Source organism: Spirillospora sp. CA-142024 (genome assembly GCF_050942325.1).
Taxonomy (GTDB): domain Bacteria; phylum Actinomycetota; class Actinomycetes; order Streptosporangiales; family Streptosporangiaceae; genus Spirillospora.
The window spans coordinates 9,254,768-9,273,523 of the sequence record NZ_CP192077.1 but is presented as its reverse complement, the minus strand read 5'-3'; the positions used below and the strand labels follow the sequence as shown (position 1 = coordinate 9,273,523).

The following is an 18,756-nucleotide window of genomic DNA, read 5'->3' as shown; positions in this document are numbered from 1 at the left end:
GCGCAAGGTCCCCTCCCCACAACTCCGCCGAACGGAGTACCTGACTGCCCGGCCGTCCCACGGGATGCGGCACGCCTCGCAAGGCACTGCCGCGACGCGGAAGACTTACTCTCTCACGAGTTGTCCACAGAGTTGTCCACATGCTGTGCATAGGCATGGGGCACCCTGTGTAAAACCCGCGAGGCGGGTTCCTGGGAACGAGGTCGGCAGAGTTCCGGCCTTCTTCGGGGCCGGTCTGCGGGTGGTTCTCGAACGGGGGTTTGAGGCGCTGGAAACCGACATCGGATCGTCGAATTCTTCGAGGAAGCGTCGGCTCGCCCGGACGACCTTAACCCCTGCCGCTCACACTCGCAACACCGTCATCACGGTTCCCGTCCGGCTCCCGCATGGCCCGCGTCGGGCTCGCGTCCGGCTCGCGGTGGCCGCCTCCGTTTGACCGGCCACCCGGATAGCCCGTAACGTTCTGAGGTCGAGTCGCATCGACGGAGATGCCGCGTGCCCGCCGGCAGCCCCTCAGGAAAGCTCGGGTGGGCCCCCGCTGCGGGGGACCGGACGCGGCCCTCGGTGCGAGCGTTAGACCTTCAAGCCGAACGACCGCAGCACTGGAGCCTCAAAGTGAGCAAGCGTACCTTCCAGCCGAACAACCGTCGTCGCCACAAGAAGCACGGCTTCCGGCTGCGCATGCGCACGCGTGCGGGCCGCGCGATCCTGTCCAGCCGGCGCGGCAAGGGCCGCGCCCGCATCGCGGTCTGACCCACCCCTCCCTGTGCTGCCGTCCGGAAACCGGATGCGGCGGCGGGACGACTTCACGTTGGCCGTCCGGCGCGGTCGCCGCGCCGGACGGCCAACTGTCGTCGTTCACCTGCTACGCCCGGACGAGCCCCCGGCGGCGGCCGCGCCGCCGCTGGTCGGGTTCATCGTGGCCCGCACCGTCGGCAACGCCGTCCTCCGCAACGCGGTACGGCGCCGGCTCCGCCACCTGATGCGCCCGCACGTGGACCGGCTCCCAGCGGGTAGCCTGCTCGTAGTGCGCGCCAACCCCCGCGCGGGAGAGGCGCGTCCAGACGAACTGGCCGCGGATCTGGAGTCGGCGCTCGACCGGCTGCTGCGGCCCGCGTCCAAGGGGCGAAGATGAGGAGTCGGCAGGGGACGGCGTCCCCCGCACAGCACCAGGCGGGCCACCCGGGTCCCGTCGCGGCCGTGCTGATCCTTCTCGTCCGCGCCTACCGCCGCTTCTTGAGTCCCCTGCTCGGGCAGCAGTGCCGCTTCCAGCCCAGCTGCAGCGCGTACGGCCTGGAGGCGCTCCAGGTGCACGGGGCGCTGCGCGGCACATGGCTGACGGCCCGCCGGATCGCGCGGTGCCAACCGTTCCACCCCGGGGGTCACGACCCGGTGCCGCCAAGGAAGAAGTCCGCGGCGGCCCCCGCGAACTCCGGCCGCGAGGAGAGCGGCCCCGCCCTAGCAGAGCCCAAGGAGCTGCCCGGTGCTTGATTGGTTGTACGAGATCGTCTCTCAGCTCATCGTGTGGATTCACACGGGGCTCAGCACGATCGTCCCCAAGGACAGCGGATGGGCGTGGGGCGGCTCGATCATCCTCCTCACCGTCCTGCTGCGGCTCATACTCGTCCCCCTCTTCGTGAAGCAGATCCACGCTTCGCGGAAGATGCAGGAACTGAACCCGAAGGTTCAGGCGCTGCGCAAGAAATACAAGAACGACAAGCAGCGCCTCAACCAGGAGGTCATGAAGCTCTACCAGGAGAACGGCGCGAACCCGCTGTCGGGCTGCCTGCCGCTCCTGGTGCAGATGCCGATCTTCATCGGGCTGTTCCAGACGCTGAAGCGGATCTCGGACGCCAAGCCGGGGCAGAGCGTCTTCGCCGTCTCGTCCGACCTGGTGGCGAGCGCGCAGAACGCCAACATCTTCGGCGCCCACATCCCGGACACGTTCCTCAACGCGTGGGGCGCCGACCCCAAGTCGTGGACGGCGATCGTCGTCACCGGCATCGCGGTGGTGATCAGCTCCTGCACGACGTTCTTCACCGTCCGGGCCAGCATGAAGCGGCAGCCCGTCGCGGACGAGGCCAACCCGATGATGCAGGCGCAGAAGATGATGGTCTTCATGGCGCCGCTGTTCGGCCTGTTCGGCCTCGGCTTCCCGCTGGGCGTCCTCATGTACTGGGTCACGTCCAACAGCTGGACGCTGGCGCAGCAGCACTACATCTACAAGCGGTACCCACCGCCCGGCAAGGACGGCGACACCGCGACGACCACCACCACGAAGACCGGCACCAAGACCGGTTCGAAGACGGCGGGCTCGAAGACCACCGGCGGCTCGAAGACCGCGGCGTCCAAGAACGGCCAGGCGTCGTCGGGCATCAAGGCGAGGCTGAAGAAGGAGCCGGAGCCGGAGTCGGCCCCGGAGCCCGAGGACAAGCCGAAGGTCGTGCGCAACCAGCCGACCCGCAAGTCGCGCAGCAAGCGCAGCGGCACCCAGAAGCGCTAGTTTGAACCCGGAGAACGTGCCGGAGAAGGAGACCCCGTTGAGCCAGACCGACACCACCGAGGTCGACGTCCAGGCACTCGAACAGGAAGGCGAGATCGCCGCCGACTACATCGAGGGCCTGCTGGACATCGGTGACTACGACGGCGACATCGACATGGACGTCGAGGGCGAGCGCGCGATCGTCGCCGTCGTCGGAGGTTCCCTGGACGAGCTGGTCGGCAAGCGCGGCGAGGTCCTGGAGGCCCTGCAGGAACTGACCCGGCTGGCCGTCCACCGCCAGACCGGCAACCGCACCCGCCTCATGCTCGACATCGGCGGCTACCGCGAGCGCCGCCGCGCCGAGCTGACCAAGCTCGGCACCGACGTCGCGGACGAGGTCAAGCAGGCCGGCGAGCCCAAGCCGCTGGCCCCGATGACCCCGTTCGAGCGCAAGATCGTCCACGACGCGGTGGCCGCCGCAGGCCTCCGCAGCGAATCCGAGGGAGAGGAACCCGACCGCTACGTGGTCGTCTACCCCGCCTGACCCCGAGCGGCCGCCTCCGGCCCCTGACCCGATCACGCGAACGGCCCCGGCGCAGAACACCGCGCCGGGGCCGTCCGCATCCCACCCGCTGTGGGCTGGTGCCAGTGGAGGATCACTCGCCCGTTCGTCCGTCGATCAGTTCGCGGGCGATGTCGAGGTGGCCGGTGTGGCGTGCGTACTCCTGGAGCAGGTGGAAGAGGATCCGCCCGAGCGAGGGAGCGTCGCCGGGCTCCTGGAAACGCCCGCCGATGCCGGCCGTGTCGGTTATGGCGGCACCCGCCATCAGATCCTGCGCCTTGTCGACTTCGTCCTGGTAGAAGGCCGTGATCTGAGCGGTGGGTCGGTCATCGGGGATGTTCCATTCGGTGTCGTCGCCCCCGGGTGGGCAGGCCACGACGTCTTCCGCGGCGAAACCCCAGCGCATCCAGCGGCGTTCTACCCAGCCGAGGTGCTGGATCAGGCCGAGCGGGGACCAGCCCAGAGGCTCGACCGGTGTGCGGAGTTGCTCGTCGGAGAGTCCGGTGATCTTCCGCATCAGCGCCTCGCGGTACCACTCCAGGTAGCCGGCGAGCAGCTCGCGGGTGTCCGAGACGCCGACCCCCGGACCGTCCAGAAGCGCCGGGACCCGTTCCTGAGGGCTCTGCTTCAGCCGAACTTAGCGCTGCGTCCTTGGATCGGGCATCTCGATCGAAGTGGAGGGCCCCGCGCCCTGGCCGGCGCGGGGCCCTCGGAACTCGGTGTGCAACGCCGCCCAAACACACCGAGCGGGTTGCTATCGCCGCGCCGTCCTGCGCCATCTGCGGCGCTGCGGGATGTGGTCGCCGGCGTCCACGACCGACGGGTTGTTCTCCTCGGCGGGGTCCTGTGCGTGAGCGGGATCCTGGGAGAACGCAGGGTCCTGCGCGATGTGCCCGTGCGCCACGCCCTCGTCCGCCGGGTGTTCGATCACACGTTCGACTCGTTCGCCAGGACGGTTGACGGGCGGCGGGTCCTCGATGATGTGCTCTTCCCGGACGATGGTCCCAGGCTCGTCCCCATAGGCCGGGTCCGCGCCGACCACCCTTCCGGCCTGGCGTCGCGGACGCGTGTACCTGAGGGTGAAGCCCATGCTGACCAGCCCCACCACCATCAGAATCCAGCCGACCAAGTGGATGTCGATGCCGCTGAGGTCGACGCGGAGGGCGAAGGCGAGGATCGCGCCCAGGGCGATGAATGCGAGACTGACTCCGATTCCCATCTGTCGGAGCTCCTTCCGGGGGGCGGTGGGGCGACACTGCAGCCCCTACCCGACGCACCTCGAATATGCGGTGGGGTCATGTGGTTCTCGCCATAGCGCAAGGGTCACCCAACCTCCGCGGCCCCTGACTTATCCACAGGGACGTTTCGCGTGTACGACCCCGCCGGGTTTTGTGGAACGATTCGTCTGGTGGGGATCGCACGTGAGGTTTTCGGTGACGCGCTACCGGTCGCGGAGCGCTATGCGGCGTTCCTCGCGGAGGCCGGGGTCGAGCGCGGCCTCATCGGGCCTCGCGAGGCCGACCGGCTCTGGGAGCGTCATCTGATCAACTGCGCGGTGGTGTCGACGGCGATACCGGAGGACGCCCAGGTCGTCGACATCGGCTCGGGCGCGGGGCTGCCCGGCATCGTCCTCGCGATCGTCCGTCCCGACCTGCGGATCACCCTGCTGGAGCCGCTGCTGCGGCGCACCACGTTCCTGACCGAGTGCGTCGAGATGCTCGACCTGCGGAACGTCGAGGTGCGCCGTGCCCGGGCCGAGGAGGTGGCCAAGGAGTTCTCGGTCGACGTCGCCACCGCGCGGGCGGTCGCGCCCCTCGAACGCCTGGCGAAATGGGCGCTTCCGCTGCTGCGTCCGGGCGGGGAACTGCTCGCGCTCAAGGGCGAACGGGCCGCGGCCGAGTTGGACGAGGCGGAGCCCGTGCTGAAACGGTTCGGGGTGCGCTCGACAGAACTGCTCCAAGTCGGGCGCGGTATGGTCGATCCGCCGACAACACTCGTCCGTGTGGTCGCCGGCCGAGAAGAGGTTGTCGGGCGACGACAGCGCGCCCCCCGGCGCACCAAAGGGTCGAGGAAGAGGTCTTCATGAGCACGGGACCAGGACTGGGCCGGCCTGACCGCGCCGACGAATCCCCCGACGAACGGCCGTCCGGCCCGGGCGGTCCCGGCGAGGACGAGGGCGCGCAGGCGCCCGCCGCCGGTGGTGCGCAGTCGGACCCGGGAGCGACGCCGGGCACCGCGCCCTCCGGGCACGCGATGTGGGGAAACACGACGTCCGGAACCGCGGAGAACGTCGGCTATGTTCCGACGAACGCCGGCGCCCAGCCGCCGAGTCCGCGCAAGGGACCAGATCAGGGGGAGTCGGAACTCGTGCGAGAGGCGCTCAGGGACGCCAAGGTTTCACATGAAACCACCGTCACCGCGCTCAAGGCCATGGCGGGCCGCAGGGAACGCGAGTGGCCGCGGCCGGACAAATGCCGGGTCATCACCATCGCCAACCAGAAGGGCGGCGTGGGCAAGACCACCAGTTCGGTGAACCTCGCCGCGTCCCTCGCCATGCACGGCGCCCAGGTGCTCGTGGTCGACCTCGACCCCCAGGGCAACGCGTCCACCGCCCTCGGCGTCGAGCACCATGCGGAGGTTCCCTCCATCTACGACGTGCTCATCGAGGACATGGCGCTGGCCGACATCGTCGTCGCGGCGCCGGAGATCCCCAATCTGTACTGCGCGCCGGCGACGCTCAACCTCGCCGGCGCCGAGATCGAACTGGTCTCCAAGGTGGCCCGGGAGTCGCGCCTTCGGCGGGCCCTGGACGACTACGAGACCGAGAAGTTCGACTATGTGCTGATCGACTGCCCGCCGTCCCTCGGCCTCCTCACGGTCAACGCCCTCGTCGGCGGGGACGAGCTGCTCATCCCGATCCAGTGCGAGTACTACGCGCTGGAGGGCCTCGGGCAGCTCATCCGGACCGTTGATCTCGTCAAGGCGCACCTCAACCAGAGGCTGCAGGTGTCGACGATCCTGCTCACGATGTACGACGCACGGACGCGGCTCGCCGCTCAGGTGGCCGAGGACGTCCGGAACCACTTCGGCGACGTCGTGCTCAACACGGTGATCCCCCGCAGTGTCCGAGTGTCGGAGGCGCCCAGCTATGGGCAGTCCGTCATGACCTACGACCCCGGTTCGAGCGGCGCCCTCGCCTACAGCGAGGCCGCCTCGGAGATGGCCCACGGAGGAGCTGTCCAGTGAGCCAGCAGCGACGCGGTCTGGGCAAGGGGCTCGGCGCCCTCATTCCCACCGCCCCGCCCCCGCCGACGCCCGCCGAACCGGGCAGCGCGGGGGAGCCCGGATTTCCCGGCGACCCCCTCCCGGGTGCTCGCAACGGCACCGCCGCGGAACCTGCGCTCGAACCGGTTGCCGGCGCCCACTTCGCGGAGCTGCCCGTCCGCTCCATCGCGGTCAACCCGCGGCAGCCGCGTGAGCACTTCGACGAGCAGGCCCTGGAGGAGCTCGCCGAGTCGATCGGCATCGTCGGGCTGCTGCAGCCGATCGTCGTCCGCAAGTCCACCTCGGATGAGCACGACTACGAGCTGATCATGGGCGAGCGCCGCTGGCGTGCGTCCCAGATGGCCGGACTGGACGTCATCCCGGCGATCGTCCGCGACACCGGTGACAACGAGCTGCTCCGTGACGCGCTCATGGAGAACCTGCACCGCCAGCAGCTCAACCCGCTGGAGGAGGCGGCCGCGTACCAGCAGCTGCTGGAGGATTTCGGCGCGACCCACGAGCAGCTCGCGGGACGGATCGGCCGGTCGCGTCCGCACATCACCAACACGCTCCGCCTGCTGAACCTGCCGCCCGCCGTCCAGCGCCGGGTGGCCGCTGGAGTGCTGTCCGCCGGTCATGCCCGTGCGCTGCTCTCTCTCGACAGCATCGAGGCGCAGGAGCACATGGCGCAGCGGATCGTCCAGGAGGGCCTCTCCGTCCGGGCGCTGGAAGAGATGATCGCTCTTCGCGAGGTGGAGGACGAGCCGAAGGGACCGCGGCAGGGCCGTCGGAAGAAGCCGGTCGCTCCCGGGCTCAAGGAGCTCGCCGACCGGCTCTCGGACCGCTATGAGACGAAGGTCCGCGTCGACATGGGCCGGAACAAAGGCAAGATCGTGGTCGAGTTCGCCACGCTGGAGGATCTGGACCGCATCATCAAGTCGATGGCCCCGGACGACGACGGCGCAGGCGAGCCCTGACGCCCCCTTGCTCATGATGCGCCCCGGAAGCCGCCGCCCGGCTCCGGGGCGCTTAGCGTTGTGGCCGCTCCCCCGATGTTTCCCGTGAAACATCCGCTGTTGGGTTCGAGTCGCATGCCTCCCGAGGAGGGGCCGATCTCTTCGGGGGACATGCGCCTTCGACTATGAACGTTGCGCCACAACCGCCAGCAATCGTCGGTAGGCCGACAGATCTAGAAGGTTCTCAGACGCCCCCGACCTCGCCCCGCCGCCCACCAGCGGTTCGCGGCGCTGCGCAAGGACGTCCGCGCCGGGGCCGCCGGGCAGGTGCTGCGGCTGGAGAGGCTCCAGACGGAGCGCGAGGAGGCGTGGCGGCACATCAATGAACAAGCCTTTGGCCCTCGCGAACCTACCCCTCCGAACTCGGCGCCGATGAGCCGGAGCGGCCATCGCTGTGCGAGCAGGCTCGCGCCCCGCGCCCCGCTCCCAGCTGTCGACCGACTCGGCGGCACGTTTGCCGGCGCCGGCGCTGTCCTGCCGACCGGCGCTTGCTGTCGGTCGGCCACGTGGGCGTGGGTGCCGCCGTTCGGCGTCGCCGCCACCGGCGCGTGGGCGTTCGCGCTGCTGGACCGCAAGCCGCCCACATCTGCGGTGAAACGGCCCCATACCGTGGCCTTGATCAGCGCGCCCGCGGGCCGGAACATTCGTAATGGTGTCGCTCATGCCGGTTCGGCCCCGGAGATCAGCTGGGCCACGCCACTTCGCGAGATCGTTCGGGCGCAGGGGAGCGTCCATCGTTCACCCGCGAGACAGCGATCTCCCAGACCGCCCCGTCCACCGACGCACTCATCGCCATCCTCCACAGGGGCGCCACCACGCGGCTGCTTGCTTCTGTTGCTCCTGGGACGCAGGCACCGCTCCTGGACGTCGTCGTGCGTGCGCAGGAGGCTTCCTTCCACTCGGCTGCGGCCTATCCCCGTGCTAGCGCGTTCGGCATGCGTTGGGGTTGACCGCATCGAGCAGATCCCACCACCCCCTCGGGGCCGGCGCCGAGAAGCACCTTCGCGGGGTCCATGCCTAGGCAACCGACACAGGCTGGTCGAGTGGCGCGGGGCCCAGCTGTCACCGTTCGTTGGAGGCCGTCGCCCTCAGCATCTCCGGACGGACCTCCGGCATCTCCGGACGGACCTCCGGAGCCCTTCCGCACCTCCCCGGAGAAGCTTGGCGGTCTTGGCCGTCAGACTCTCGAACCGGACTGGCGCCGCAGAACCCCGACGCTCACCGTCCATTTCTCGCCTGGCTGCGCTCCCGAGAGGAACCGTAGGCGTGGGCCGTCGCACATACGGGGGTTCAGGCAGATCCAAGGCTTCGCCCGGCCCATTTCCATCCGGCGAGCCAGGCCGCCGACTGCCGCCGGACCACGCTCTCATTGGACCGGACGCCGCACCCCACATTCTCCAATCCCCACGCCAAGCGGGCTGCCCAACGCGCTTCCTGCTCTTCGAGAACCCGCTTGCCCTCGGTGTATGACGGCGATCGGCTTGCCCATCCCCCGTACACGTCGTGACCCCGGGACATGGTTTCACGTGAAACGCAGGGCCGAGCGTGATGGCGTCGCGACCTCGGTACTGCCCGTCCCGGCATCTGTTGTGTGGCGAACTGTCCTGGGATTCATAAGACGGGGTTCCCGACCGGCTGATCGCCGGCTACCCACTCCGACCTCCACCGCCAAGGCCAACTCAGCTCAATCGGCTACCAGGCTCGCCACCTGAGGCGTCCGAACGGCTTCGTCGTAAGACCCCTACCGGGCTGATTGCTCACAGACCGGTTCCGCAACGGCTTCTGACATCTCCTCGGCGCAGCTCGACGTTCCCAGATGGGCCGGGCCTTGTTTCACGTGAAACAAGGGGCGGACGTTGGGGCCACGGCGGCCCAGCAACCGTCGCTCGGCTCACAGATCCAGGGGCTCTCAGAGAGTCTCCGGATGGAGCGCGAGGAGGCGTGGCGGCACATCGGTGAACGACGCCTGGCCGTCGCGAAGCCCCCGAACTCGGCGCCGACGAGATGGAGGGGGTAACGGTGCACGGGGGTGAGCGTTGTGGATCGCGGAGCCGAGCGAATGGCGCCGGATGCGTTGAGACAAGACCGGTTGTGCTGAGGCGAGGGAACGAGCACATCGCTATGGCGAGCGGTTCGAGTGGCCAACGGACAGATGTGGCGATCGCGGTCCCGCCGACTGCCCGTGCGGCACGTCCTTCCGAATCCGATGGCCACCACGATCCGCGGCTTGCGGTCGCACCGGGACGTTGTCGACCGAACCGCACCACTCTCGCCCGAACCTTGGCGCCCATTTCAACTCCCGGGGGACCGGCGCCCAGGAGGCGCACTCAGTCGATCCCGGTGCACGCCTGCCCTCTCAAGAGCGACCCCGCGAGCCATTCCTCTTGGCCGCATCCGCAGGTTCGCGAGATCGGTCATTACGGGGACGCACGCGATGGTCGTCGAGACGCTCCTCTCGCTGTCCGGTGTGACTGGATGCCGTGCCTGATCGAGCGGGTGTCGGTGCCGCGCCGCAGCCGGTCCGGTGGTCTGGCATGTGTTGCACTGAGGGCGACTCGACGGACCTTCCAGTAGGGCCGCGACATCTGCCCAAGTTCTGCGGGAGCGCCGGAGTCCTAACCGCGAACCCTCACTGCTGCGGTTCGTCGGCGAAGAGCAGGGAGTCGAGTCCCCTGCGCACTCCGGCTTGTTCGCCCACGTGGCGTACCGCCAGGATGGTCCCAGCCGCATAGGGGGTCGGATCGGAGCCGGCGTCGTGTCGCATGATGAGGCGTTCGCCGGAACCGCCGAACACGATCTCGGTGGAGACCACGAAGCTGGGTAGCCGCACTGAGTGGACACGGCTCCCGGCCACGTCGGCTCCGCGTGCCTCCGCCGGTCCGTGCAACTCGGCCAGAGGCACGGCCGGCTCGGGAGTTCCGACGGTTCCCAGCGTCTCGGCGAGTTCCCGGGCGGTGCCGCTGGGCACATCCGGCTTTGTGGCACTGGCGTAGTCGATGATCTCCCAGTGGCCCAGGTGCTCCGCGGCCATCGTGGCCGCCCGGCGCAGCATCGCCGCCATCACGGAGAAGTTGCCTGCCGCAATCACTCCGACATTGTTGTCGCGGGCCATCCGGTCGAGTTCTGCGTAGTCGTCGCCGGTCAGTCCGCTCGACCCGACCACTACGTTCACGCCGGCTCGCACCGCCGTCCATACGTTGTCTTTGACGATCGCGGCGCTTGTGTAGTCCACCAGCACGTCGACGGCCGCGGCATTCAGCGCCTCAGCGACCGATGCGTACACCATTCCGGTGCTCGCGGAACCGACGGCTTCCGTCAGACTCCTCCCGGCCGCCGTCCTGGACACCCCGGCGGTCAGTTTCAGATCGTCGGCCTCATCGAGCGCCGTAAGGATCGGCCCGGCAGTCCAGCCGGTAACCCCGGCAAAGCACACATTGATCATGCCGTCACTGTAGAAGACACCGACAGCGGGTAGCCGCCGCGTAGCCGCTGCCGCCGAGCCCGCTCCGAGGAGCTGTCGACGCCTGGCAGTCCTTACGGCGTCGTCCCCCGTGGCGCTGTTCTCGCGAGACGGATACGACCGGTGGCACTGCTGCCCACATGTGGAGCATGAAGATGACATCGTCCGCAGGAAGGCCAGCTCGCGTTCGTTGATCGCGCGGGCCCGAGTATGTCACGCCGCTACGCCTTCTCGGAGTGCCCCAGCCCGTACTCCCCAGGGAGACGGCGGAGTACGCGCTGCAGGGCCCGGGACGCTGCGGCGTCGGCCTGGCAGGCGCTGATTCGGAGAAGGTAATGAACAGGGTGCGGCGCGCCTACGCCGCTTGGTGATGTCGTCCATGAGTACCGCGGTGAACAGGCGCACCCACTCGTCTGCCGCGCCGGGCCGGACTGCGGCAGCGACGCCAGTGGCTCGCACGCCATCCGAGTGTGGATCTCGACGTTGCCTCCGCTGTGGGGCATGGCGTAATGCCCGTCTTCGGTGAGCCGTCGACCATTGTCGGCGGGTGTCGGTGCCTCAGAGCCGGTTACTCGATAGATGTTGGCAGCGTGGATGCGACATTGGCTTCATGTGTCGAGGCGGTCAGCCGAGCACGGTGTGGCTCGTGCCGACGCTCTGGTTGAGGATGGCGTCGGCTCGCCCGAGCGCGTTCGCCATGTAGTGGATCGGCCAGAGCGCGACCGTTCCAGGGCGGAGGCTTTCACGGCTTGCTCCAGGGGCCTGTCCTGTTGCCAGTGCCGCGACGCGGCCGACGCTGTTCTGTTTCACGTGAAACAAGGGAGGCAGCCACTGGGCGGCGCGTGGGTGCCTCGCATCACTCAGACCACAACCAGTGCGACAAATCCAGCGAGACGGCGCCACCCTTGCTGGCGATGAGTTCCAGCCGTGGTGCAAGCCTGTTCTGGTGACCGTCGTGGGACGGCGTACGACGCGGCCCGGCACGAGACCCATGGAGGGCACCATGAGGAACACGCCGGACGACCCGACCCGCGCGGTGCCCGGCCACCCGCTCGTGGTCGACATGGCCACCTGGCAGACCGCCCGTGACGAACTCCTGGTCCGCGAGTAGGCCCACACCCGCGAGGGTGAGGCCCTGGCCCCGGCTCGCCGCCGGCTGCCGATGGTGGAGCTCGGCGGGACGGTTGAGGTCGTCGGACCCGACGGCCCGGTGTTACGGCGCGCCGTACCGGGGGGGAGTGCGAGGGCTGCACCACCACGGTCTGGCATATGAAGGACGCCGTCTACCTCGACGCCTGCGGCGTCTCGTTCGCCATCCTGAACACGGGCCGGTGGGACGAGTGGCCTCCTACGTCGAGTTCATGGGCTACACCCAGCCCTGGTACTCGGTGCGCGACGTGGACGCGCCGCTCGGAGGCAGCATGGGTTACATCACCTGCTTCCTGCGCGACGGCGACCGCGTGTTCCTCACCTACTCAACGACGGGCCGTGGCAACGAGCCGGTCAATGGGTCCCTCAGCCCGCTCGACATGACGCCCTACGGCCGCCGCGAGGGGTGGGAGGACGACCCCGAGGCTCCTCAGGCCGCCTCGCCGGTCGGTGGGCATGGCTCGCCGATCTGCTGGTACTGGCGCTCGGACGCCGACGGCGTCGCCGCTTGGGGCTCGACCAGCCGCCCCGTGTCGCAATGGACCCGCCCTGGCGCCACCCCCGTGGAGACCCTCGGCCGACACGGCGACGACCACTGACGCGCCTTCGCCGACGGGTCGGGAAAGGTCCTAGGTGCCAGGCGGAACATTCGGGCGATGCGAACCGCCCTGCGCGCGCTCGGTTGGTGGGCGGGTCGCCCGGAAGGTGAAGCACTCCCGGACGTGGAGGAGCTTGTCCAGGCTTGCCAGTTCTCTGCCATGTGCCCGGGTGTGGGTATCGTCCGAATGCCGGTACCCGTCATGGTCGGCTGATGGCCGGCGGTGATCGCCTTCTACCCGGATTCGCCGATGACCGACGGCGGTGGGCCGGGACACCGCTGCCACCCGGCCATTGCGGCCCAGGGTGAGGCCCAGGCCCGCCGGCGCCGTTGCTCCCGATGACCGGGGACCACCGGGCGCGACAGGGCCTGCCCGAGAAGCTGGACCGGTGCCTGGCGCTGGACGCGATCTTCCACATGGTCCGCGGTGGGATCGCCTGACGGGCCAGGTCGGCCGATTTCCCACCGCACCAGAGCCCGTCTACGCCTTGTTCCACCGGTGGACCCCCTGCGCGCCGGCGTGATGCCGGGATCCACACAACCTGCGCGCACGTGCGGGTCGCACCGACGGCTGCGGCCTGCTGCCGACCGCGGCCGTGCTCGGTTCGCCGACACGTCCCGACCGCCAGGCAGCGGGGATGTCGGCGGGGAAGAAGAGCAAGAGCTGCAAGTTGCACGTCGCGGTCGACACCGGTGGGCTGCTGGCGGCCGCTGTAGTCACGACCGCCTCCCTTTGCAGGGGCCGCGATCGTGCGTTCCGCTCGCCGCCGTGCTGCGCAAGGCGTTCTCCAGGATCACTCAGGGACGGGCCGACGCCGGGTGAACAGCCCCGTTCACCAACGCCGCGTGCATCCCGGACGCGGACCCAAATAGAGGGCGCTTCGGGCGTGACGGGTCGGCGTAGCGCGGCGGGGGTGGGGGAATCGCCGCCAGTCGCCTTCCGGTGCGGACGGTCTCTCAATCGTGGCGCTTGACGGTTCCGGCGGGGCGGCCGTCCGGGGCGATCTGCCGGGTAGTCGTGCTCGCGCAGCGTGAGCCGCTCGCTGTGCGTGTCGCTTCAGGCGACGGTCTCGTGGGTGACGTCCAGCAGGTTGGGCTGCTTCTCCCAGAACAGATCGAACAGGCCATCGTCGCCCTTGTCCCGGACGAGCTCGGCTTCCCGGAAGTGATCGGCAGGAGAGTGATGGCCTGGACCTTGATGCCGCCGGACTCTTCCTTCAGCAGGTCGAAGCCGTCGCGGAAGAACGGGCTCGGACAGCCGAGGAGAGCATGGATCTGCGTTCCCTCCAAGAGAGGCTCGTCGTTCTCGACCACGAAGCCGTATTGGATGAGCGTGCTCGGGTTGTTGATGATCATCTGGGCCATGGAGTCGACAAAGTGGCGGGCGACGTGGCGTTGTGCCTCCCACAGGGTGCACACCAGTTCGACCGGAGCCAGGGCGGTGACATCCTGGGAGCGCAACCCGTCGGTGGCCATCGTGCTCAGTGGCGGGCTCTTCTTGTGGAATTCGAGCAGAGCATAGCCGCGGTCCTGGACTTCCTCCCGCCCCACAAACTCACCGAGGTGCCGCCTGAGGTGGCCGTGGTAGACGTCGTCCGCTTCCATGGATAGTCCCTTCGCTCTCCGCACATAAGCCGATCATGTTAGGTCAGCGCCGACGGCCGCATCACGCGCCCGTCACCCGGGGCCGGCTGATGTTCGGTCAGGGCGTGGATTGTTCTGGGGGCAGGCTTCGCTGCACGAGTGCGTCGATGATCTTCTCGATGCCGTGGGGCGCCAGCAGTCCGGGGACCGTCAGGTCGTCCACGATGACGCCGAGCATCGCGGTGTAGAGGACCAGCACGGTGTCGTGGTCGCCGGGTAGGCCGGCGTCCAGGTGCCAGGCGATGTTGGCGTTCAGCATCGCGGTGAAGGTGCGGGTGAGGTCCTCCTGCAACTCGGGGCGGCGGGTTGCCTCCAGGCGCAGTTCGAGCATGGCGAGGTGGCTGCTGCGGTCGGCCCGCATCCTCTCCAGCAGTTGGCGCAGCAGGGCGGCGGTCAGCTCGGTGGTGGGCTCGGCCTTCATGGTCTCGGCCAGCGCGTCCGGGTCCGGCGTGAGGCGTTCGTGGGTGCGGGCCATGATCTGGCGGAGCAACTCGGCCCGGTTTGCGAAGTAGTTCGTGGTGGTGCCGGTGGGGACACCGGCCTGCTTGTCGACCGCGCGCAGGGTGAGCCCACGCGACCCCTCCTCGGCGAGGACCTCGATGGCGGCGTCGAGCAGTGCGGTGCGGCGGGCGGTGTTCTGTCGCATCTCATCTCCTGGCGATCGTCAAGCTTGACATCACTGCATGTGCAGTACTACGTTCTAACCACTGCAAACAGAGTACCTCAAATGAAGTTCGATAGGAGGAATCCGAGATGCGAGTTCAGCCCAAGCGCCGGCCGCGCCCGCAGTACCCCCCGATGCCGCGTTCCCTGCCCCGCCCGCGCCCGCTTCCCAAGCCCGGCACCCGTCGCTGACCGACGGCGGCCAAGCACCAAGTCCGCACCGAAAGAGGGCCCGCATGCGCAAGCTCACCTACTACGTCGGCGTCACTCTCGACGGCTTCATCGCCGGACCCGGCGACGAATTCGACTTCCTCCCCATCGAGCCCGACGTGACCGCGGCCATGAACGCCGAGCAGCCCGAGACCGTCCCCGGAGCATTCCGGGAGGCGGTCGGGGTGGCGGGGACGCCCAACAAGCGCTTCGACACGGTGGTGATGGGCCGCGGCACCTACGAGCCGGCGTTGAAGGTCGGAATCACCGATCCGTACCCGCAGCTGAAGACGTACGTGTTCTCGCGCACCCTGCCCGCCACGGACGAGCGCGTGACCGTGGTCGCGCAAGACCCGGCCGCCCATGTCCGCGAGCTCAAGCACCAGGACGGGATGGACATCTGGCTGTGCGGCGGCGGCAGGCTCGCCGCCGTGCTCCGGGACGAGATCGACGAACTGGTCCTCAAGCGCTACCCGCTCATCATCGGCTCGGGCCGCCCGCTCTTCGACGGCCCGTTCCACCCGGACCGCTTCACCCAGGCGCAGACCCGGGTGTTCGAGTCGGGTGCGGTGATATCGAGGTACGTGAAGGCGGCCTAGCCGCGCCTTTCGGACGTGCCGGCGCGGCCACCCCCCGAAACGAGGCGTCGAGCCAGGAAGGCAGACTTGCTTCGACCGCCACATCAGAAGCAACGGGAGGACCGGCACATATGACCTTCACCCAAGCCGAACTCGACTACCTGGCCACCCAGCACCTCGGGCGGCTGGCCACCGTCTCGCCCGACGGGCAGGTGCAGAACAACCCGACCAACTTCTTCCTCGATGCCGACACCGGCACGATCGTCATCGGCGGGGGCGCGCTGGGCGGGACGAAGAAGTTCCGGAACGTCCAGCAGGGCAGCACGGTCGCGTTCGTCGTGGACGACCTGGCGACGGTCGATCCGTGGGCGCCGCGGGGCATCGAGATCCGGGGCAAGGCAGTGGCGCTCACCGACCAGGAGCCGCCCGTACCCGGCATGTCGCGAGAGGTCATCAGGATCACCCCCACCAAGATCGTCTCGTGGAATCTGGACGGGCCGCGAGCGAGCCGCGTGGTATGAGGTAGGGCCGCGAGGAGGATCAGTACGGGCGCCAACGGGGACCCGCGATCGACCGTCAAGTTCCGTACCGATCCTCCGCTGAGGCCCTCCCGGACGAGCCGATGGCTCCCTGGCTCGCGATCATCTGATCGGGGCCGTCGAGACCGCCGTTCAGCGGTCGTCGCCGGATCAGTGGGCGAGGTGTCCCCCGCCGGCCTTCGAAAGGTCAGACGCGGGCCTGGAGCAGGGATTCGCAGACTTCGCCGAGGTCCAGGCCGGCGACGCTGATGGCGCGGGGGAGAAGGCTGGTCTCGGTCATTCCGGGGGCGACGTTGACTTCCAGGAACTGGACTTCGCCGTCCGAGGACACGATGAGGTCGGTCCGGGACAGGTCGCGGAGACCCAGGGCTCGGTGGGCGGTGACGGCGGCGGCGGTGGCCTGGGCGGTCGCGTCCGCGGAGAGACGAGCCGGGGTGACGAACTCGGTGTCACCGGCGTCGTAACGGGCGGTGTAGTCGTAGAGGCCGCCTGGAGCGACGATCTCGACCGCGGGGAGCGCGGTGGGGACGCCGTCGAGCTCGATGACGCTGACCGCCACCTCGGTGCCCGAGACGTAGCGCTCGACGAGCGCGGCGTCGCCGTAGGCGAAGCAGCCCACCATGGCCGCGGACAGTTCCGACGGCTCGCGGACGACGGAGGCGCCGAGCGCCGAGCCGCCACGGGTGGGCTTCACGAAGAGCGGAAGGCCGAGGCTCCGGACGATCCTGTCCAGGACGGAGGCGGCGCCGAGGTCATGGAAGACCTCCTTCGGCAGGGCGACGGAGTCGGGAGTCCGCAGGCCGGCACGACGGACGACGGACTTGGCGGTCGGCTTGTCCCAAACGACGCGACACGCGTCGGGACGGGCGCCGACATAGGGGATGTCCAGGAGTTCGAGGACGTCGCGGATGGAGCCGTCCTCCCCCGCGGCGCCGTGCAGGACGGGCAGCACGACGTCCGGCGGGTCGTCGGTCAGGGCATCCAGAAGCGTCGCGTCGGTGTCGCGAAGCTCGACCGGGATGTCGCGGGCGCGCAGGGCGTCCGCGACGCGCCGTCCGGACCGGAGCGACACCTCCCGCTCATAGGAGAGGCCCCCCGCGAGGACGACGACATGCCCGAGTTCCACTGGTGATGCCCCTTGTTTCACGTGAAACGGTCAGACGACGTCCGGGCCCGGCGTCTGGACGCCGGTGGTGGCACCGCCGATGTTTCCGCCGAAGGTGTCGCGGAGGCGGATCTCCTGTTCCACCACCCCGGCGAGCCGGCGGACGCCCTCGCGGATCCGGTGGGGTTCGGGGAAGCAGTAGGACAGGCGCATGTGCCGGTGACCGGTGCCGTCCGCGTAGAAACCGGTGCCGGGGACGTACGCGACGCGCTCGGCGATCGCACGCGGCGCCATCGCCTTGGCGTCGAGGCCTTCGGGGAGCGTGAGCCAGACGAAGAAGCCGCCCGCGGGACGCGTCCAGGTGCAGCCGTCCGGCATCAGCTGGTCGAGGGACTCCAGCATCGCGTCGCGGCGGGCCCGGTACAGCTCCCGGAAGTCCTTGATCTGCTCTCGCCACGGCTGCGTGGCGAGGTACTCGCGGACCGCGAGCTGGGAGAAGTTCGACGGGCACAGGATCGCCGACTCGGCGGCCAGCACGAGCTTGGCCCGCACCGCATGCGGGGCCAGCACCCAGCCGACGCGGAGACCGGACGCGATCGTCTTGGAGAACGAGCCGAGGTAGATGACGCGCTCCGCGTCGTCCGCGCGCAGGGCCCGCATGGGCTCGCCGTCGAAGCCGAGCAGGCCGTACGGGTTGTCCTCGACGATCAGCACGTCGTACTCGGCGCAGATTTCGAGGATCTGGGCGCGGCGGGCGGTGGTGAGCGTGACCCCCGCGGGGTTCTGGAACGTCGGGACGGTGTAGAGGAACTTGACCGAGCGTCCCTGAGCGCGGAGCCGGGCCAGCGTCTCGCGGAGCGCGGACGGGATGAGGCCGCCCTCGTCCAGCGGCACGTGGACGACGTCCGCCTGGTAGGCGGCGAACGTGCCGAGCGCGCCGACATAGGAGGGCGCCTCGGCGAGGATCACGTCACCCGGGTCGACGAAGATCTTGGTGATGAGGTCGAGCGCCTGCTGCGCGCCCACGGTGACGACCACGTCCTCCGCGGACGCCTGGACGCCTTCGAGGGACATCACCTCGCAGATGTGCTCGCGGAGCCCCTCGTCGCCCTGGGCGGAGCCGTACTGGAGGACCTCGGCGCCCTTGCCGGCGACGAGGTCGCCGATCATCTGGCCGACGGCGTCGAGGGGCAGCGCCGAGACGTACGGCGCGCCGCCCGCGAGCGAGACGACCTCGGGACGGGCGACCATCGCGAACAGAGCCCGGATCTCCGACGGCACCATGCCGGCGGCACGGGCGGCGTAACGATCGGCATAGGCATCCGTACGCGAGTGCTGTTCCACGAGGCACCTCCGAGGTGGAAATGGCTTCCCTGCAAACTACGCCATGGCCGCCGCGGCGGAACCGTTGGGTGTGGCGAGCCGCGGGGTTGGGGAAACTCCTGTCCGATACGATGCCCGCGGGTCCCGGATGGTTGCCGGGAAC

Annotated in this window: 19 protein-coding genes; 11 read left to right on the top strand and 8 right to left on the bottom strand. The window is 69.2% G+C overall.

What is annotated here, in order from left to right; translation table 11 throughout:
• Window positions 1-615: 615 nt before the first annotated feature.
• Genes rpmH through ACQPZP_RS44040 form a run of 5 tightly spaced genes read left to right on the top strand, consistent with a single transcriptional unit; the run spans window position 616 to window position 3,026 of the window.
• On the top strand, window positions 616-753 hold the full coding sequence (gene rpmH, locus ACQPZP_RS44060) for a 50S ribosomal protein L34 (protein WP_021592695.1): 138 nt from the start codon (window positions 616-618) through the stop codon (window positions 751-753).
• A gap of 34 nt (window positions 754-787) precedes the next feature.
• Window positions 788-1,135 (top strand): ribonuclease P protein component, encoded by a 348-nt coding sequence (gene rnpA / locus ACQPZP_RS44055; RefSeq protein ID WP_433465488.1) that lies wholly within the window; start codon window positions 788-790, stop codon window positions 1,133-1,135.
• A complete protein-coding gene (yidD, locus tag ACQPZP_RS44050) occupies window positions 1,132-1,491 on the top strand; it encodes a membrane protein insertion efficiency factor YidD (protein WP_433465487.1) in 360 nt (119 codons plus the stop codon). The genes rnpA and yidD overlap by 4 nt, the downstream gene beginning before the upstream one ends.
• Window positions 1,484-2,503, top strand: coding sequence for a membrane protein insertase YidC (gene yidC / locus ACQPZP_RS44045; RefSeq protein ID WP_433475536.1), 1,020 nt, complete (start codon window positions 1,484-1,486; stop codon window positions 2,501-2,503). Before yidD ends, yidC begins: the two co-directional genes overlap by 8 nt.
• Before the next feature lie 37 nt (window positions 2,504-2,540).
• Window positions 2,541-3,026, top strand: a complete 486-nt coding sequence (locus tag ACQPZP_RS44040) for a protein jag (protein WP_067905405.1) — start codon at window positions 2,541-2,543, stop codon at window positions 3,024-3,026.
• A 112-nt stretch (window positions 3,027-3,138) separates the two neighbouring features.
• Here the strand turns inward: ACQPZP_RS44040 and ACQPZP_RS44035 are convergent, their stop codons facing one another.
• Together ACQPZP_RS44035 and ACQPZP_RS44030 are read right to left on the bottom strand one after the other, a co-directional pair.
• The gene (locus ACQPZP_RS44035; protein ID WP_433479776.1) at window positions 3,139-3,600 is read right to left on the bottom strand and encodes a DinB family protein; all 462 of its coding nucleotides are present in this window, start codon (window positions 3,598-3,600) and stop codon (window positions 3,139-3,141) included.
• 198 nt (window positions 3,601-3,798) lie between these two features.
• A complete protein-coding gene (locus tag ACQPZP_RS44030; RefSeq protein WP_433475535.1) occupies window positions 3,799-4,263 on the bottom strand; it encodes a DUF6458 family protein in 465 nt (154 codons plus the stop codon).
• 189 nt (window positions 4,264-4,452) lie between these two features.
• Here ACQPZP_RS44030 and rsmG point away from each other — a divergent pair, with 189 nt between their 5' ends.
• The 3 genes from rsmG (at window position 4,453) to ACQPZP_RS44015 (ending at window position 7,285) form a co-directional block, all read left to right on the top strand.
• A complete protein-coding gene (rsmG, locus tag ACQPZP_RS44025) occupies window positions 4,453-5,130 on the top strand; it encodes a 16S rRNA (guanine(527)-N(7))-methyltransferase RsmG (RefSeq protein WP_433475534.1) in 678 nt (225 codons plus the stop codon).
• Window positions 5,131-5,474: 344 nt separating this feature from the next.
• A complete protein-coding gene (locus tag ACQPZP_RS44020; protein WP_433479775.1) occupies window positions 5,475-6,290 on the top strand; it encodes a ParA family protein in 816 nt (271 codons plus the stop codon).
• Window positions 6,287-7,285: a ParB/RepB/Spo0J family partition protein gene (locus ACQPZP_RS44015; protein ID WP_433475533.1), complete on the top strand. Its 999-nt coding sequence runs from the start codon at window positions 6,287-6,289 to the stop codon at window positions 7,283-7,285. Before ACQPZP_RS44020 ends, ACQPZP_RS44015 begins: the two co-directional genes overlap by 4 nt.
• A 2,668-nt stretch (window positions 7,286-9,953) precedes the next feature.
• Here ACQPZP_RS44015 and dapB read toward each other — a convergent pair.
• Together dapB and ACQPZP_RS44005 are read right to left on the bottom strand one after the other, a co-directional pair.
• On the bottom strand, window positions 9,954-10,766 hold the full coding sequence (dapB, locus tag ACQPZP_RS44010; RefSeq protein WP_433475532.1) for a 4-hydroxy-tetrahydrodipicolinate reductase: 813 nt from the start codon (window positions 10,764-10,766) through the stop codon (window positions 9,954-9,956).
• 642 nt (window positions 10,767-11,408) lie between these two features.
• Window positions 11,409-11,594, bottom strand: a complete 186-nt coding sequence (locus ACQPZP_RS44005) for a hypothetical protein (protein WP_433475531.1) — start codon at window positions 11,592-11,594, stop codon at window positions 11,409-11,411.
• A 530-nt stretch (window positions 11,595-12,124) separates the two neighbouring features.
• Between ACQPZP_RS44005 and ACQPZP_RS44000 the strand changes: the two genes are divergently transcribed.
• Window positions 12,125-12,532 (top strand): DUF899 family protein, encoded by a 408-nt coding sequence (locus ACQPZP_RS44000; RefSeq protein ID WP_433475530.1) that lies wholly within the window; start codon window positions 12,125-12,127, stop codon window positions 12,530-12,532.
• 956 nt (window positions 12,533-13,488) lie between these two features.
• Here ACQPZP_RS44000 and ACQPZP_RS43995 read toward each other — a convergent pair.
• Together ACQPZP_RS43995 and ACQPZP_RS43990 are read right to left on the bottom strand one after the other, a co-directional pair.
• Complete coding sequence (locus tag ACQPZP_RS43995; RefSeq protein WP_433475529.1) at window positions 13,489-14,136, bottom strand: hypothetical protein; 648 nt, start codon at window positions 14,134-14,136, stop codon at window positions 13,489-13,491.
• A gap of 97 nt (window positions 14,137-14,233) precedes the next feature.
• Complete coding sequence (locus ACQPZP_RS43990; protein WP_433475528.1) at window positions 14,234-14,821, bottom strand: TetR/AcrR family transcriptional regulator; 588 nt, start codon at window positions 14,819-14,821, stop codon at window positions 14,234-14,236.
• Between the two features lie 253 nt (window positions 14,822-15,074).
• Between ACQPZP_RS43990 and ACQPZP_RS43985 the strand changes: the two genes are divergently transcribed.
• Entirely contained in the window at window positions 15,075-15,647 is a 573-nt protein-coding gene (locus ACQPZP_RS43985; protein ID WP_433475527.1) for a dihydrofolate reductase family protein, read from the top strand.
• Between the two features lie 110 nt (window positions 15,648-15,757).
• Window positions 15,758-16,147 carry a PPOX class F420-dependent oxidoreductase gene (locus tag ACQPZP_RS43980; protein WP_433475526.1) on the top strand — a complete coding sequence of 130 codons (390 nt, stop codon included), beginning with the start codon at window positions 15,758-15,760 and terminating at the stop codon, window positions 16,145-16,147.
• Window positions 16,148-16,352: 205 nt separating this feature from the next.
• Here the strand turns inward: ACQPZP_RS43980 and ACQPZP_RS43975 are convergent, their stop codons facing one another.
• Together ACQPZP_RS43975 and ACQPZP_RS43970 are read right to left on the bottom strand one after the other, a co-directional pair.
• On the bottom strand, window positions 16,353-17,291 hold the full coding sequence (locus tag ACQPZP_RS43975) for a D-alanine--D-alanine ligase family protein (RefSeq protein WP_433475525.1): 939 nt from the start codon (window positions 17,289-17,291) through the stop codon (window positions 16,353-16,355).
• Between the two features lie 30 nt (window positions 17,292-17,321).
• A complete protein-coding gene (locus ACQPZP_RS43970) occupies window positions 17,322-18,554 on the bottom strand; it encodes a PLP-dependent aminotransferase family protein (protein ID WP_433479774.1) in 1,233 nt (410 codons plus the stop codon).
• Window positions 18,555-18,756: the final 202 nt, after the last annotated feature.